This window comes from Desmonostoc vinosum (assembly GCF_059505385.1).
Genome location: NZ_JCACKM010000150.1, coordinates 1 through 16,635 on the forward strand (window position 1 = coordinate 1; position 16,635 = coordinate 16,635).

At 44.0% G+C, this 16,635-nt stretch carries 16 protein-coding genes and 1 pseudogene; 2 read left to right on the forward strand and 15 right to left on the reverse strand.

Annotation, left to right across the window (positions count from 1 at the left end):
- Positions 1-39: 39 nt before the first annotated feature.
- From AC5JMF_RS21240 to AC5JMF_RS21280, 9 genes are all read right to left on the reverse strand, one after another.
- Positions 40-1,608, reverse strand: coding sequence for an AAA-like domain-containing protein (locus AC5JMF_RS21240; RefSeq protein ID WP_495797696.1), 1,569 nt, complete (start codon positions 1,606-1,608; stop codon positions 40-42).
- 245 nt (positions 1,609-1,853) lie between these two features.
- Positions 1,854-2,009: a hypothetical protein gene (locus AC5JMF_RS21245; RefSeq protein ID WP_495797697.1), complete on the reverse strand. Its 156-nt coding sequence runs from the start codon at positions 2,007-2,009 to the stop codon at positions 1,854-1,856.
- 47 nt (positions 2,010-2,056) lie between these two features.
- On the reverse strand, positions 2,057-2,320 hold the full coding sequence (locus AC5JMF_RS21250) for a hypothetical protein (protein WP_495797698.1): 264 nt from the start codon (positions 2,318-2,320) through the stop codon (positions 2,057-2,059).
- 735 nt (positions 2,321-3,055) lie between these two features.
- Positions 3,056-3,589 (reverse strand): hypothetical protein, encoded by a 534-nt coding sequence (locus AC5JMF_RS21255; RefSeq protein WP_495797699.1) that lies wholly within the window; start codon positions 3,587-3,589, stop codon positions 3,056-3,058.
- 458 nt (positions 3,590-4,047) lie between these two features.
- Positions 4,048-6,048, reverse strand: a complete 2,001-nt coding sequence (locus AC5JMF_RS21260) for a hypothetical protein (RefSeq protein WP_495797700.1) — start codon at positions 6,046-6,048, stop codon at positions 4,048-4,050.
- A 520-nt stretch (positions 6,049-6,568) separates the two neighbouring features.
- Positions 6,569-7,618 (reverse strand): hypothetical protein, encoded by a 1,050-nt coding sequence (locus AC5JMF_RS21265; RefSeq protein WP_495797701.1) that lies wholly within the window; start codon positions 7,616-7,618, stop codon positions 6,569-6,571.
- Between the two features lie 163 nt (positions 7,619-7,781).
- On the reverse strand, positions 7,782-9,179 hold the full coding sequence (locus AC5JMF_RS21270) for an RICIN domain-containing protein (protein ID WP_495797702.1): 1,398 nt from the start codon (positions 9,177-9,179) through the stop codon (positions 7,782-7,784).
- A 297-nt stretch (positions 9,180-9,476) separates the two neighbouring features.
- Positions 9,477-10,133, reverse strand: coding sequence for a D-Ala-D-Ala carboxypeptidase family metallohydrolase (locus AC5JMF_RS21275; RefSeq protein WP_495797703.1), 657 nt, complete (start codon positions 10,131-10,133; stop codon positions 9,477-9,479).
- A 146-nt stretch (positions 10,134-10,279) separates the two neighbouring features.
- Positions 10,280-10,486, reverse strand: a complete 207-nt coding sequence (locus tag AC5JMF_RS21280; RefSeq protein WP_495797704.1) for a hypothetical protein — start codon at positions 10,484-10,486, stop codon at positions 10,280-10,282.
- A gap of 620 nt (positions 10,487-11,106) precedes the next feature.
- Here AC5JMF_RS21280 and AC5JMF_RS21285 point away from each other — a divergent pair.
- Positions 11,107-12,525 carry an AAA-like domain-containing protein gene (locus AC5JMF_RS21285; RefSeq protein WP_495797705.1) on the forward strand — a complete coding sequence of 473 codons (1,419 nt, stop codon included), beginning with the start codon at positions 11,107-11,109 and terminating at the stop codon, positions 12,523-12,525.
- Between the two features lie 381 nt (positions 12,526-12,906).
- On the opposite strand, the gene AC5JMF_RS21290 is transcribed toward AC5JMF_RS21285, so the two are convergent.
- Positions 12,907-13,218 carry a hypothetical protein gene (locus AC5JMF_RS21290; RefSeq protein WP_495797706.1) on the reverse strand — a complete coding sequence of 104 codons (312 nt, stop codon included), beginning with the start codon at positions 13,216-13,218 and terminating at the stop codon, positions 12,907-12,909.
- A 108-nt stretch (positions 13,219-13,326) separates the two neighbouring features.
- Here AC5JMF_RS21290 and AC5JMF_RS21295 point away from each other — a divergent pair, with 108 nt between their 5' ends.
- On the forward strand, positions 13,327-13,611 hold the full coding sequence (locus AC5JMF_RS21295; protein ID WP_495797707.1) for a hypothetical protein: 285 nt from the start codon (positions 13,327-13,329) through the stop codon (positions 13,609-13,611).
- A gap of 72 nt (positions 13,612-13,683) precedes the next feature.
- On the opposite strand, the gene AC5JMF_RS21300 is transcribed toward AC5JMF_RS21295, so the two are convergent.
- The 5 genes and pseudogenes from AC5JMF_RS21300 to AC5JMF_RS21320 all read right to left on the reverse strand — a co-directional run bounded on the left by AC5JMF_RS21300 (position 13,684) and on the right by AC5JMF_RS21320 (position 16,447).
- A complete protein-coding gene (locus tag AC5JMF_RS21300) occupies positions 13,684-14,175 on the reverse strand; it encodes an SDR family NAD(P)-dependent oxidoreductase (RefSeq protein WP_495797708.1) in 492 nt (163 codons plus the stop codon).
- Positions 14,159-14,323: an SDR family NAD(P)-dependent oxidoreductase gene (locus AC5JMF_RS21305; RefSeq protein WP_495797709.1), complete on the reverse strand. Its 165-nt coding sequence runs from the start codon at positions 14,321-14,323 to the stop codon at positions 14,159-14,161. The genes AC5JMF_RS21300 and AC5JMF_RS21305 overlap by 17 nt, the downstream gene beginning before the upstream one ends.
- 176 nt (positions 14,324-14,499) lie before the next feature.
- Positions 14,500-14,835, reverse strand: a complete 336-nt coding sequence (locus tag AC5JMF_RS21310) for an HNH endonuclease (RefSeq protein ID WP_495797710.1) — start codon at positions 14,833-14,835, stop codon at positions 14,500-14,502.
- A gap of 172 nt (positions 14,836-15,007) precedes the next feature.
- Entirely contained in the window at positions 15,008-15,292 is a 285-nt protein-coding gene (locus AC5JMF_RS21315; protein WP_495797711.1) for a group II intron maturase-specific domain-containing protein, read from the reverse strand.
- 216 nt (positions 15,293-15,508) lie between these two features.
- A pseudogene (locus AC5JMF_RS21320) lies at positions 15,509-16,447 on the reverse strand (reverse transcriptase N-terminal domain-containing protein).
- Positions 16,448-16,635 lie beyond the last annotated feature (188 nt).

Here is a 16,635-nt window from a genome sequence, read left to right on the forward strand (position 1 = left end):
GCTAGGTGCTTTCCTCAGCTTATCTGCTTTGTATACCAATTAGATAGCTAGGGGTTTTGCCCGTAGTGCTTCTATTAAAGCATCTAGGTGTTGATCGGAGGCAAATAAAGCTTCAGAACTCCGGGAGAGGGCTTGAATTTCACTTACTTTTGCAGTCTGATATTGCCAGAAAGCTGTTAACCCTAAGCCTAATACCCCGATGAGTGCCAGACTGATTACCCCTAAGAAGTATCGTTGCAGTCGAGCCGTTTTTTTCTCCTGCACTAAGCGGGCTTCGACTTCCCTGGTACGGGCGGCTTCTAGGGCTTGCTGTTGTTCTCGTTTTTCTAGGGCATGGGAAGCGGCTAAAAACTGATAATCGCGATCGCCAATTTGTTTTCCCTCTGCCCAGACCTCGGCATCTCTCAAAGCTTGTCCTTTCAGCAGACGCGATTCATCTAACCGCTCTGAACTCAGCCATGCCCTCAAATTAATAGCATAAGGACGCAGATTTGTCAATTGCTGCTCGACCCATTCGGTATTAAACACCTCAGCATAGATGGGGTTGCGAATTTGCAAGTAGCCCTGCTCCTTGACGACTAAGCCTGATAGCAGTAACTCAGTTTGTTCGGGGCTGTTGTCGATGGCAACAGTTTTACCCCAGACATCTAAAATCTGCTGATATAAACCCAGCAAGCGCCCCGCTCGCTGTTCGTCATATAGTAAACGATGGGCGATGGTTCGTAAATGTTCTGGTTCATCTTGGAGTTCCCAGTAGTCGATCAAGCGCGATCGCACTAGTTTTTCTAACCAACTTGCTGACTGTCCGGTGGGAATGGCGATCGTGCCATCCTGCCAAGTATTTAGCACCAATTGACAAAGTTTTTGAGTTAAAAAGGGTTGTCCATTTGTCCACTCTAGAATGTGACGCAGCATAATTTCCGGTTGCTTGACTGTTCCTTGCAAACCGGGAAGCAAGGGTAAGGCTTCAGACAAGCGAAATCCTTGTAAATCAATTGCCCGTCCAATATTAAACGGTGTCCGGCTTTTGTCGGCAATTAAATAATTGGGCGTGGCTACACCCAACAGCGTAAAGGTGAGCCGTTGATAAATCGGTTCTTCCACCCGCTTGTTATAGCAGGCTCGAATCAAGGCAAAAAAGTCATCAATGGGAAAGTCTAATCCCAGAACACTATCAATTTCATCGATAAAAATGACTACAGGTTGCTGAATTTCGGTGAGTAAAACTGTGGACAAAAAATCACCAAAGCGTTTTACAGGCGAGAGATGCGAGCATTCTCGCCACCAGGTTCGCAAATTTACCCCCAGCCGGAAGCTGCTGATAATACTTTGTAAAACTGAGGCATACCACTGTTCGGATGTCATTTGTTGACTACCAATGGTAGTCATGTCAATCGTACCCGATCGCACACCCTCAGCTTGCAGGCGATCCACGATCCGGACGCGCAGGCTCGACTTTCCCATCTGTCTCGCATTCAGGACATAGCAAAACTCTCCCTTGAGCAACGCCTGAAATAATTCATCATCCGCCTGTCGTTTCACATAGCTGGGTGCAGTCACAGGAAGGCTGCCACCTGCTTGATATTTATAGAGAGATGGACTGGACATTTAAGTAATAGGAATTGGGCATTGGGGATGGCTTGGCCTGGGTATTGGGTAAAGGGGAAGAACTTTGTTTAATTCCTTTTCCCTTTACCCTTTAACCTTTCCCCCTCTTGTTCCCCCTCATCTTCCTCATCTCCCTCATCCCCTGTTCCTTTGGTGGGCGATCGCAATACACTCATCATGAGTGCGATAGTCCATCGCTTGATGTGGTTTAGATAGATTATACTAGGTACAAACTGGAGTTTAGACTAGTTCCCGGTGCGAAACCCAAAAGCCTTACAGTGATTGAGGTATGGAAAAATGTACTCAATCGTCAGGCAGACTTTTTCAGCTTGTAATCCTAAAGAACCAAACCCAAATTGGTCTAAAGCTTGCAGTAGATTATTCGCGTTTTCTGGACTCATTTCTATCCAGCTTCCCCAACGACTGCAACAGATTTTTGACTGTTTCCTCACAACCATCCCAACCAGACCTCAATCAATGGCATGTCCAGCACACGCACCAGTTGGACAAGAGAAATAGTGTCTTGAACTTGTATCAAATATTGGGCGATCGCATCCTTCCACTTTTGCACATCTTCATCGCTTGCCAAGTTGCGAACATCTTCCAAAGTCGTCACCTCATCCAACATTGCTAAGACATTCGCCTTGTCAACAGGTGCTGCCACTGAATCACTGTTGTTGGTACTGAATCTGCCAAAGATAGATGTTGTCATTATCTTCCAGTTCACTAATTCTTTTCTTTGTAAGTCCAAACAGGAGCTTTAAAGGTTCTTCCTTCGTTTTCGGAATCAGCTTCCAAAAGATTTGGCACGTTCTATTGAATTCAAGGCTAATCTTGCTCTTAATTAAACCTTTTATTCGCGCACACCTTAGCATCTGATCCCAAACATCCTGCAAACAAAGCAGCCCACCAAGTGGCAAGTTATCACAGTAGAAGAGCGACAGAACGTAATCAGGGGGGTTGGGCATATTCCACACTATTCTTTTCCCATCTTGCCTTATTGTGATCTTTAGACATAAACACATGTTCTTAAAGCTATCGTAGTATGCGTCTATAGGGCTATTATCAACATTGAATTCCCCTTTATATTTCCCCCATGTAAGGTACCTGACACATTTCATGTTCGTAGTTTTAATATTTTTGGAATGAACTATGATTGTCCAATCTCCTCGCTCAAATCGTTGTGCGTCCATTGTTTTCTCCTTATTTCCTCAAATTTTGTGACGCTAAAGGGGGCAACGTACAGAATTTTGAAATTCTTCAGCAGATATGTATACACGATCGCTCATTCTCAGAGCGATCGTACCGCACTACCAAAGACATCTTCCACTTACCTGTCAGATATCAATGTTTCGGTTTCAGCAACCAAAACTCCGACAATAGCGGTAACCTGTCTGCACTTGGTCACACTTCGATCAACCAACCTTTAACTAGAGGTAGTCAATGATTATCGAGTACCGTACTGAATCTCCCAGAGATAGATGTTGTCATTATCTGCCAGTTGATCAATTCTTTTCTCTGTCAGTCCAAACAGGAGCTTTAAAGGTTTTTCGTCCGTTGCCGGAATCCGCGTCCAGAAGATGCGACAGTTTCCCTTGAGTTGGAGGTTGGTTTTGTTCTCAGTTAAACCTTTTATTCGCGCACACTTCACCATCTGCTTCCAAACTTCCGTCAAACAGCGCACTACACTTTCAATCGGCAAGCAGTTTTCACATTCGAACATGGTCAAAACGCGCTCGATATCGTCGGGCAGAAACCATTTTACTGTTTTCCCCTCTAGACTTATTTGGATCGGTGCCCAATTAAATAGACTATTAAACCTATGGTCGGAATCATTTACAAGTCTGTACCCAACATTGAATTCCTCTTTATACTTCTTCCAGCTAGGGTGTCTGACATATTTTATGGTTACAGTTTTAATATTTTTGGGAGTACGAGCTTTGATTTTCCAATCTTTTTTCGCAAGTCTTTGTACGTCCATTGTTTTCTCCTTGAATGTGTATCAATTCTCGAAATTGAGTAGCTGTTAATGTAGTCAGGCTAGCAACATTAAAGATAGTCAATGATTGTCAAGTTCCAAAGTACTGAATCTCCCAGAGATAGATTTGGTCATTATCTTTCAGTTGATCAATTCTTTTCTTTGCCAGTCAAAACAAGAGCTTTAAAGGTTCTTTGTTCGTTCTCGGAATCCACTTCCAGAAGAATTCGGCATTCTTTAAAGAGAGCAGGGTATCGTCCTCAATTAAGTTTTCGCTTCGCGCACACTTCACCATCTGCTTACAAACGTTCATCACACATAACAGTCCCATATCAAGGGTGTTTCTTTTTGCAAGGAACATTCTTGTACAGTGAACAGTTAACTGTTATCAATACATCTGATAACTGTTAACTGATAGTAGGGGACTTAAACCCAGTAATGAAACTGAAAAATAATAACTGTTAAAGAAGTTGCTGTTTGACCTCAGTATTCAGTGTGGTACGGGCAGTTTGAAACTGCTCTGGGATAATCTTCCAGCTTGGCAAACCAAAACTGACGAGATCGGAGGTCTTATCGTCTTTGCTCCAGGTTTTCTCCTGCTTGGACAATTCTTCTAACTGGCTCTTGAGTTTTTGCCAAAATCCTTGAAACCCATATTTAGGTTCGTTAGGTTCTCGCAAAATGGCATCAATCTCTGTCAAAAACGAGATTTGTTTGGGGTTGGCTGAGGCCAGGGCTGAGAGTTGCTCATAGCGTTTTCGCACCAGCTCTGTGGTTTTGATCCATTCGTTGAGGGCAATGCCAATCTGCCCTGCCAACCCTGACAGGGTTGTTTCTCGCTTGCCAGCGCGAGTGTCCATATTCTCGATTTCAGCAGCCAGGATTTTGACAAAAGTGGCAACCCGTACATAATTGTTGGCGCTTTGCTCGATCGCAAACTGGAGGTAACCAATTACTGCATCCCGTAAGGCTGAGTCTGCGATCGCCTTGGCTGGTCGCGTCACAGCCTGAAGACTCTGAATAAAGCTTTCGGGAACTAAGGGAGCTGGTGCCAGAAATGCGATCTTTTCTCCTCCCCACAAGCGGCGCGGGATTAACGCTAAATCAGGTTCCTGTAACTCTGAGTCCGCTTTGGTGGCAGGATTCATATTCAAAGTTCCCCAGGCTTCGCCAACCTTCCTGATTAGCTCGGTCATGTCGCGATCGATTTGTTTGAGCGTGGTTTCGTCTTTTTCAAACTGTTGGCTGCCTCCCCGCAGTGAAGCTAGGGCATAAACCACCGAATTCTGAATCTCCCTAGCTCTCAGGAAAATACGAGACAAGCGATCGCGGCGGACATTCAAAGCTTGTTTATCAATCGAATCTACCGTATCAGGGGCATCGTTTAAGGTGCGATAAGGCTGCAAAACGGCATACAGCGGGATACCATTCTGTTTAGCTTGTTGTGGTAGCACTGCTGCTAACTTTAATAATCCCTCCATCGTCAGCTTGATATTGGCGTGGTCTGCTACCCCTGGGATGTCTAAGCGCGGATTAGCCTGGAGCAACTTCAAGAAGCTTTTCGGCACCATAACTTTGATTCCTGCTTCATCGTCATCGGGTAGTTCAATGACTTCTTCATCCTCATCAAGTTCGACGTATTCGACCTTAACCCCATCTGCGTCAGGTGGCAGTTCTACATAATCTTCTTCCCTTGGGGGTTGAGCGCTGACAATTCGCCCTGGTTCGCCGCTCCCGACAGGAGTGGCATTCATTTGCAAGCTAGCGTCATCTAGTCCAGCATAAAGAACAGATAGCGATTCTGATACACCTGTTTCCGAGAGCGCCTGCTGCCAACTAGAAAGAAACTTACCATCAAACTCTACGCCGCTCTTGTAAGCTGCCGACAAAGCAGTATTCAGTTCGGTTAAGGCTTTCCGGGAATTAACGGATATCTCTGCTAAACCGATCAAGTAACCGCCTTCAATCCAACCCGCCACAAAGTAATCACCGAAGTTAGCCCGAAACTTGGACGGGCCTAAATCCTTCTTCTTTGGATCAATACTAAAACCTTTAATCTGAATAGCACTGTTCAGGACGTAGCACTCCACCAAAAAGTAGAGGCTGTAGGCATTCACCGTGCTTTCCTTAACAAACTGCCCAATGGTGCTGCCAGAAAACAAATCATATTTAAGGTTGGCATTAGCTTGAACTAATAAATAATCGCTCAGTTGCTGCAAGTTCTCTACTCGTCTCACCCGTGTCCTGACCGTCTGGCTGGTGTGACCCAGCGCTGGTTCGGCTTTCAATGAGGCTCCATCATTGGGAGCAGCTGTGGAAAAGACGGTTCTGCTAATTGAGTCGTAGCCAGATCCTTTGACCATAGTGACTTCCCACGGTACGACCACCATACCGCCTTGACTAAAAGCAGCATAGGGAGATGTTACATCATTAGCTCTTATTGTTGTGGGTTGATCGCTCATCTCAATTCATCCTTTCAAAACTTGATTAGATCGCACTCAGACTGTCGCAATATTTGCTAGTGGTTTGAATACTAGTTCTTCTGTATCGTTCTTTGCCTTACAAACCCCTTAATCTGGCTGGCTTTTGGGTTTCAGAAGGCAGCTATGCTGGAGGTGAGTCCAGCGCTCTTGGTAGCGTTTCCAACGCCAGTCGCTCATGGGGGAAACCCCCAAGACCACGCTGGCTCCTCCGCAGGCGACTGCGATAGCGCAGCGTTAGCGAGTCTTCTCCCAAGGGGAGACGCTAAGAGCGAACGAGCGTCACCCGAAGGGAAGAGGGCAGAAGGCAACCTACCCTTAAAAGAGTGGGACTTCGGCTGTAAACGTTTTATACCGCACTTCGTGCCGCTTCTCTACGAAACGCTAACGCTGTAATGAGTCTCAGTATAATTACTTATTTGAACGATTACTCAGACCCAAAGCTAAAGTTTTAATTGACACTCCTAACCTTTTGCCCTCGACCCTCTGCCTTTCTTTGTAACTAAGCAGCTATATCCTTGACATACATATACTTAACGAAGTGGCTGCATAGCTCGATAACTTTGTCATAATCGGAAACCACCATCTCAGCTTGAAAATCTTGAATGGGGTTCTCCCACGGGTCTCCCCAGCCAGCTAGGGTATTGATCGTGCCGACATCTTCCCCTAGCCCTTTGAGAGTTCCAGCGATGGCTTCCCACTGGCCTTGCATCTCACCCAGTACCTGCACAGCCGCCCGACAAGCATTCATCAGACCATTAATTGTCGTTTCAGCAGTATCGAAAAATGTTTTAACGACATTAAAGCGTTTGATGCGAGTGAGCCTTTCCTCAAAATCTGCGATTTGTTTACTCATTTTATCTGCTTCGACGGCAGTGAAGCTCATCCCAATCAAACAGCCAATACTCCCAAGCGGCGGCAGTATCATAAAGGCAACGGTAACAGATGCCACACCCTGTGCGGCGGCTGCCACGCTTAAACCTGCATAGGTTTTCTGAAATGTTGCAATATCATCTTGAATCTTCGTTAACAGCTTATCTGTCTCACCCTTAGGCACACTCACTTCTCTTTCCCACGCTTCCAGTGACTCCGCCTCTTGTTTAAGCCAATCAGCATATTTATCTTTAACCTTTTTCGCATCTTCGTTGTCGCTCTCAATTTCACGTTGATATGCTGCTAGTTGATTTTTGACTTTTCCGGCTTCTTCTGCGTATTTCAAGGCTTGTCTTTTCAGACCATCAAGAATACCCGAAAACTCTCGCTTCAGACTTGCTTTGCGATCGCCAGATAACTGATTAAATGCTGTAGGATTTAATTCTTCCTGCGTTCTCTTAGTCAATGTGGCGATCGCCGATTTGGAGGTTTTGCAATAAGTTGAGATGTTTGACGCGATCGGTGCCATAGCAGCCACATGTCCATCCCACTTTGCTGCTGTTGTCTTAGCCTTAGTCAGCAGCTGAGGAATCGATAAAGCTTGTTTCATGCCTGGGGCATCAGGCGGAATGTTTGGTGGTGCCTCTAGTCGCTTGATTGTAAGAGCATAGGAATACATCTGATAGATAAGATCTAGCTCGGTAAGATTCTTTGCTCCCTGTTCGAATGAAGTTGAGACGGGTGGTTGTGTGCTTGTTGTCATGATGTTTCCTTTTGATAGTGATAAGTTTGGTTCTAAAAACAACGTGAATAGACCCTAGCCGTTGTGTACAAGGGAATTTTTATCTCAGGTTAAGGGGGTGGACAGTTTCTAAATACTGAGTCACCTCTTTTTCAACGCTTTCCCATTGCATCTGTTGCCATACTGCCCAAATAGGACTCTCTAACCAATCATCGAAGGTGGATAGTTCTAGGAGGTCTATTAGCCCTTTTAAATCACCACCGATGCCTTGCCAAGTACCCATCTGCAATTCAGCAATTTTGCTCATTCCTGAAAGGTGAGTTGAAAGAGCATCAACTTGGCCAACATTTGCTTCGGCAAAACTGAGTAATTTCTGGGTAGCTTCTATCTGACGCTGCTTTTGATTAAGATGCGCTTCGATTTCTGCAAGCTTGCTATTGACTGTCGTTAATGCGATCGCACCGATTCCTAACGAAAAGATCATTAAAGCTATTCCTAAATCTTCTATTTGCTTTTTTTGTGACTGAAACTCATTTTTTTGTTGTTCAGATATATTTTTTTGTTGCTCCAAAGCTTGCTTCTGATTAATCAGGGTATACATATGAGTTTTTACTCTGTATGTTGCATCTCGAACTGAGAGTACTGCTCGATCAAATTGCTGGAAGGAATTAAACGTAGTAGATTGAAGAGCTTTGCCCTGTTGCACATATGAATTAAGATCTTGGAACTCTGTCTTTAACTCTGAGAGCAGGATCGTTTTTTGATCTTTTGCAGCGTTCCACAAATTTTTCGTTTTTTGCTCTTTAGAATCTAGAACTCTTTGAGAGCGAACAGCAAGTTTTTGTATGACTCCTGCCTCTTGTATGCTTTTAGGTAAAACATCTTGCCTCCAAATGGAGTGGAGTTTTTCAGTTTGCTGATAAAGCTGTGCAAACTCAGCTTCTTGTTGCGGTGTTAGTTGATCCTTAACTGACTCTAGCCGCTGTATTTCCTGGAATGCTGGCACTAAATGAGATTTAAACTGATTTGCAAACTGCTCCATTTTTTGGAGGGAGCTAACGGATTGTTGCGGGAACATAATAGGTGTTAGCTTCCACCACTGTCCAGAGTAGTTACCAGTTGATGCCATGCAGGGAGCATTATTTCCATCATTGTAGACATCTAATGACTGACCTTCCCCCTGAAAAGAGTTGGTCAGGCGATAATAACTATCGCTCAGTGGAGTCAGTTTCCACACTTGTCTACTGTAGTTGCCAGTCTGCCTGATGGCGGCGGTATCTAAAGACTTATCTTCTCCCAGTAAAACATTGGTAAAACGATAATAGCTACCATCGTGCGGTGTCAATTTCCAAAGTTGTCCGCTGTAGTTGCCAGTTTCCTCCATGAGCAGATTATTGTTTCCATCACTTCGGGCACATAGCGATCTACCCTCTCCTAAAAAGGCATTTGTCAAACGATAGCAAAATCTGTTATTTACTTGCACTTTTTGTGATGCCATACTTTGCTCTTCATGACACTAAGGGATATGTCTGCATTCCAAAGCCACCTCAAATTTTCTAAGTAGTGGTGCAAAATATCTAAATATTTATGTGTAGGTAATTACCAACTCAATCGAGGATCTGTTGCTTTAGAGCGGTTTTATTAAGTGCATAATCATAAACATACAGACTTAAATGAGAATTTACCTCTCCCTTGCCTCCGGATTCGTGCAAGAGGTTTAGTGAAATTTTTGAGATTTATTCAGAACTGTTTTATTAATGAGCGCTTCCCAAAAGTTCTCCCCTCCTCACATTAACTAATAATTCCAACGAATTTTTCCAGCGCCTCGCCTCCACCCACCGCCGCGTAAGTCTAGATGAGTGAATCCCTTGCCAGAAGCAACGCCGTAGCCTAAACCGCCTCCCCAGTGTTCTTTCAGAAAACACTCGAATTCAACCTCTCTGCCATCCATGGTATAGATGTCGATAGCCCCACCATTAATATGTTGTGAATTTGCCACACCGCCCACAGCCGCATTAATGAGAGGGGGACGATACCAACTGGTGACTCCAATAGGAACACCCCATTCCTGGCGGATTTTATCCAGTTCTACTACCAGGGCAAGGATATTGCGCTCAATTTCTGATCCCTTGGTAGGAATACGGCGGCGATCCTTTTGGGTCACTTCTGCTACTGTGAAATACTGGCTGACCTTGCAATTCATGTCATTCCAATCCACTATACCGCTGTAAGGCTTGCAAACAGACTCGTAGGCGGCAATAGACTTATTGGCTGCTGGAGGTTTGGGGGCTTCAATGGGTGTCCGGTAAATTCGTATCCAGTTGCTTTCATCTGTCAGCTGTTGTGAGGGAATGTATTTGTAGAGTTCTGCTACAGCATTGATGTGCTTTGGGTTTGTAGCGTCAAAATACTTCCAAAAATCTAGGAATTTTTCACTGGTGATTGTGCTCATACAATAATCTCCTGAGCTTGTGCAAATCAGCATCATGCAGCTAGGACCTGTTTTGCTCGCTCCACCAGGGCGATGAAATGATCCTAGCCTTTGTAGGCTCCGTTCATAGCCTTGCGAAAAAATAGGCTGATGAGTTAGTCCATAATTCAACTCAAGTTCATTCCCTCAAATAGCTCATTCAACATTGCATCATCAGGTAATCTGTCACCTTCGATCAGTCGCTTTTCAATTTTTTTCCTGACTTTCTCGACATCATTAGGTTTGTATGTGCCGTCCGTAATGAGGCTATCTAGAATCTGTTTTAACTGAGACAAGGACTTTCCTCTAATGTCGGACATTCTAAGTTTTGGCATATGTATCAACCTCCGCGTTTAGCTAAAAATTGTCTTTGCATTAGAAATCTTATTCTCTTTTCTGATACTTGAGAAATTGTTCTAATTTAGAAGTGTGTGAACTTTTAAGAAACATTTCTGTTTCTTGACATCCATTGGGAATGCAAGGGGTGCATCTTATTTAGCAAAAAATATTTCCAGAAGCCCTCTCTAACAGGACTCCCCATCGGAATTATTTTTTTCTTTGGGCATTTTAAAAAGCGGGATGCTCTCGAATGCGAGCGTTTTAGTTCGTAATAATACAGTTTAAGAATAAGAGTCATTTTAAACAATATAAAAAAGTTAGAAAAAGCATAGACTTACAAGCTTTTTCTTAACATCTCGTTTAATATTTTGAAACTATAAAAATATCAAAAAGTATTAAAAAGTATAATTAAGTATACTCAGGGTTGTAGAATTGTGATAAATAACATCTATCGCCCGGAGGAATTATTGTCTAAAGATCTAAAAAGTTTGCCCTAGTCAAATATTTGCAATTGTAAAGTTTTATTAAGAAAATTTTCTGCAACAAAGAGTCACTTAATTCATCCCACAAAGCTTCTTCTGAACAAGAACGCCAAATTCAGAATTTAGGTAAATCAATGGATGTATCTGATGTATCTATAGATGTGGAAGCCGCACTAGCAATTTCAGACAATTTAGTTTTTGTCAAGACGGGTAAGCACTTGAGTACCCTACAAGCACAAATCTTTCGAGGCGCGTGGTCTGGTTGCAAATATGAGGAAATTGCCATAAATTGCCACTGCTCTGATATCTACATTAAGGCGAGCGGTGCTAGGCTCTGGGAGTTCCTGTCCGCAGGATTAGAAGAACAGGTGAGCAAGAAGACGTTTCGAGCCGCTCTGGAACGCTACAGTCTTCTCAACTCAGATCTGACCACAAGGAAAATCCCACCTGCTACAGTTGAAGAATCGAGTCAAGCACCCGCGACCTCAGACAGATCTAACCCCTCACCGCTTGTTGCAACAGATATCCAATTAGTAGAAGGTCCTGTGGAACTGGGGTCTAAATTGTATGTTGAGCGCCCCCTGATTGAAGCTCGCTGTTACAACGCAATTTTGACGCCTGGAGTCCTGCTGCGGATCAAAGCGACCCGACAAATGGGGAAAACCTCGCTGTTGGCAAGAATTCTGGATCGAGCCAATGAACAGGCGTATCATACCGTCTGTTTAAACTTGCAGCTAGTGGATAGCCAGAATTTGCAGGATTTGGATCGGTTTTTGCAATGGTTTTGTGCGCGGGTAACCCACAGCCTGCAACTACCGACGCAGTTAGCCAACTATTGGGATAGGATTTTTGGCAGTAAAACCAGCTGCAAGGATTACTTTGAGAGTTATCTTCTGCCGCAACTCGATCAACCGTTAGTGCTAGCTTTGGATAATGTGGATGAGGTTTTGCAAGCTCCCGAAACCGCCTTTCACTTTTTCGCCCTGCTGCGCGCTTGGTATGAAGAGGCTAAAAATAGTAAGGTATGGCAAAAACTGCGGTTAGTACTGGCTTATTCCACCGAAGTTTACATTCCCTTGAATACTTATCAATCACCGTTTAATGTGGGCATATGCATAGAATTGCCAGATTTCAGCCCCGTTCAGGTGGAAGAGTTAGCCCAGCGCTATAAACTCAACTGGAATCAGAGCCAAGTGTCACAACTGATGAACATGGTAGGGGGGCATCCCTATTTGTTGCAGATGGCGCTTTACCAGATTGTTCAACATCAGATGACTCTTAAAGAACTGTTGCGCGTGGCACCTACCGAAGCAGGACCTTATAGCAACCATTTACGGCAGCATTTAAGGCATTTGCAACAGCAACCTGAGTTAGCCACTGCGTTCTTAACGGTGATCGAGACAAATAAGACAGTTCACTTGGAGTCTCTGGTGATATTTAAGTTAAATAGTCTGGGATTGATCCATCTGCAAGACAATGAAGTCATGCTCCGATGTGAGCTATACCGCCAGTATTTCCGCGATCGCCTATTGCCTAGAACACCGATTCTGTAATCAGGGAAGAAAATAAAAATCAACTTAGGAGTAAGGACAAGTCACAAACAGACTCTTCTAGTGAATCTGACCAACAACTACACCGCCATCGTCCCAAAGTTCCCTTCCACATCTGGGTTGCCCCTCGTCCCTCCTTCGGCTACAAGGAAACTAACGCTACTAAGCTCAAAGAGCAATTACTACAAACTAACGAAGTTGCCGCTTTCTTGCTGCGAATTGATCGGGAAACGGGGAGTTGAGAAGGATTATGCTCTAGATGCATACTGCCAAATTCTAGCCCAGCGTCACCAGTTGATTAATAATCTTCGATCTGAGTTGCGATCGCTATTACTAGAGATGGGCAATACCATCGTACCAATGGGCAGTGAGATGATGTTGATGCTAAAAACGCCTTGCTGATGCCGCCTCTGTTTTGAACACTGAACATAATTGTGCAGTTGCCAAAGCTAACAATATTTCTGCAAGTGAGTATCGCGCTCGTAAGAGCATCGTATCTTGCCCTTCTCGCGCACCCAGCCGACCATCTACATACGCCGATGCCAACATATCTGCATCGGAAATCGAAACGAGATAGCGTCCCTTGAAATCAAGTGGTGCAGAACCTCGCGCGAGCGTTGGCTGGTCGAATTGAAAGACTGAGCGATCGCCCATCCAGGAGCAGCAGTCAATGCCATTAGCCCCAATATCAGACATTTGTGCAGCATGATTTATCTTGCTCTATATATGCTAAAGTCTGCGATGCGTCGTCACAACTTTGCCGTTAGCCCGCTAATTCATCGGTAAAGGTACGTCTGACAGGTTATGGTTGAAGTCAAAAGTGTTGGTTTTGCAGACGATGCTCAAAAGCCAAATGCTGAAAAGCCCCCATCTACAGCTATACATTGTCCCGTCATGTATGATGCGGCGGGTGTACAGAGAAATGCAGCCAAGCCAGCAATTTCTTGGGGTTCTCCAACTCGTTTCATGGGAGTTTGTGCGAGGATTGCAGCTAACGTCTCTGGATTACCTAATAAAGGTTCTGTTAATGGGGTGCGAATAACCCTTTTATGTCACTCTCGGAAAGTAATAATCAAAGCAAGATTCTGAAACTTTCATCCAATCTAGCTTTGAGCCTTTATTTTCTAACAGTAACTAAAATTTATAACCAAAAGCTTAAAACTAAAGCTCCAAAAGGCTTTCAGCGATAGGCTTCTCCCAAACTGACAAAACAGGGATAAACCAGGGAGCAATCGTATTAACTCGAATGCCATCGTTTGCCCATTCAACTGCCAGAGCGCGAGTGAGTTGCACAAGTGCGGCTTTGGTCATTCCGTAAGGAGCGCCAGTCCGAATAGCAACTAAGCCAGCCACAGAACCGATGTTGACAATGCTGCCGTTACCACTTGTTTTCAACAATGGATACATGAGGCGACACAGTTCAAACACTGAAGTCAGATTGGTCTGAAAAACTGACTCGTATTCATCTGAGGTATAGTCTATGGCTTGCTTTCGGATGTTTGTCCCTACGTTGTTGATCAGCAAATCTAATCCACCCATTTCTTGAACAACCCGCTCAAAGATTGTCTGGCGTTCTCCTGGTTTTGTGACATCAGCAGCAATTCCATGAGTATGGGAGCCGGGTTGATTCCACAGTTCAAGTTGCTGCTGCATTGCGAGCTACAATCATAACTTCTGCGCCCAGCGCCAGAAATTCCTGGGCGATCGCTAATCCAATTCCTTTGGTAGCACCAGTAATCAAAGCTTTTTTCCCGGCTAATGTCCAGCGTTCACGAAGTATTTCAATGGAATGTGTATTCATCGACTCATTGCCTTATCTCTAGTTGTTGGGCATTCGTCATGCGAACGCCCAATTACATGGGTGCCTAAGCCAGGAAGTCACCCTCCTGACTCGGCTACAAAACCGTGCATGAAACGTTAACTTCACACGGCTCCTCGATGATTTGGTGCTTGACAAACACACCTATAAATTCCAAGTTAAAAGGGATTACAGTTGAGATAATCCTCATCTATTTCTGGAACTGTAACAGCAACTTTATCGGTTGCTGTTTTAGCATCATGGCAATGTCCATGAAGTAATTGAAGGTTGTCATAACTATCCTTACCGCCTTGGGAGCGGGGGATTTTATGGTCGATTTCCATCAAGTCTTCATGGCGAAAAAACAGTCCACAATGAGTACACTTTCCTTTTTGTATCTTCAAAAGTGTTGCCACCCTTGTTGGCGCTTCAGGATGTTTACCCATTCTGGAACTCCAGTACACCCAGTCACCATCAAATGGGCTACGGATTCCTTGCACTTGTATGTGTCTCACAATAGGAGTTTCACGGTGCTTGAGTAAGCGAATCTTCTGGTTATGGGGTTTAACCCTTTTATGTCACTCTCGGAAAGTAATAATCAAAGCAAGATTCTGAAACTTTCATCCAATCTAGCTTTGAGCCTTTATTTTCTAACAGTAACTAAAATTTATAACCAAAAGCTTAAAACTAAAGCTCCAAAAGGCTTTCAGCGATAGGCTTCTCCCAAACTGACAAAACAGGGTTAAAAACCCAATTATCAGACCCTACGGTTTGCCAATACTTTTGACAACTCCATCGGGAAGATTTATTAGGGTGACGATGTTCTGCCCATGCTTTTAGCTGGCTGAATAAAGTTGTATCAGCCTGATTAAATATGCGTTTACTGACGACACCTGAGTAGTAGTTTGTCCATCCACGGATGACGGGGTTCAGATGGGCATAAATCAGATTGTGGTACTGATTTATGCCCATCAATCAATTTACCTATCTTCTGCGTGTGTGTCTTCAGCTTTGTTTTGCTTGGAGTGATAAGAGTTTTGTAACCAAGTAATTTTCCGTTTGAGCTTTTACCACTGTGATATTTTCCTACCGGAAATTGTCGAACAGTGAAACCCAAAAAGTCGAAACCAACGTTACCTCCATACATATTTTGTGTATGAGAAATATGGGTTTTGCTTGGTTTTAATTCTAGCCCAATTCGTTTAACCACTCTGCCATAATCTGCTGACATCTTTGGATAACGGCAAGGTCTTTATGCAGAATCACAAAATCATCTGCGAATCTAATTAAGCTTATTGCTTTACGATTCTCCGATTTACACCCGGGTAAGGTAAGAGCAACTTGTTTAATTCGATTTTCCATGCCATGAAGGGCTATATTCGCTAATAATGGCGAAACCGTACTCCCTTGTGGAACACCCATTGATGTTATGTTGTCAGATTTTTCCCTGAAAGCATATTCAGAGAAATTAATCACTCCCGCTTTCAATCAAGCACGAATTTGTCGGCGGATGGTGGGGAATGTATTTAATTTTGACAGCAGAACCTTGTGATTAATTTTGTCAAAACATTTCGCAATATCGGCATCCAACACATATTTAGGTTTGAACTTAATAGTGTTGAATATTGCCTTAATCGCATCATGGGCGCTTCTTCCTGGTCGAAAACCGAACGAGTTTGGCTCGAAGAGAGCTTCCCATTCAGGTTCCAGAGCTAGTTTTACTAGCGATTGCAAGGCGCGGTCATACAGAGTGGGTATAGAAAGGGGTCTTTTTTCTCCCTTTGAACCGGGTTTTGGTATCCACATCCTTCGAGTGGGAGCGGCTTTTTCACCTAGTTTCAGGGAATATACTAAGATAAGACGTGCTTTTGGGGACAAGTTTTTCAACCCATCCACTCCTGCCGTCTTCTTACCTCGGTTGTCTTGTGTTACCCTACGAACCGCCAAACACTTTGCTGATCAGGAGTGCAACAACGTTTTTTGAAGTTGACGAACTGCTTTGACATCACCACGCTGAGAGGCTTTGTAGATACGCTTTTGCAACTTGAATACTTTCCTTTCTAGCTTTCGCCAGGGGATAGCATTCCATTCCACCGTAGTCTTAAAACTCGTTTTAGATGTGTACATTGCTACTTGTACCCCTACAATCCAAGTCACCGTGCCTCCGTCTGCATATCCTTTCGGCAGAACGAATCACACTTGCGGCTCGCAAACATAAACGCTCCGGCTTGCAAACAAGAAAATTGTTGGCTCACATTAAGGGTCTTGGCAACTTTTGGTGATCTAGGTTGGGGTCAGGCAGAGGGCAGAAGGCA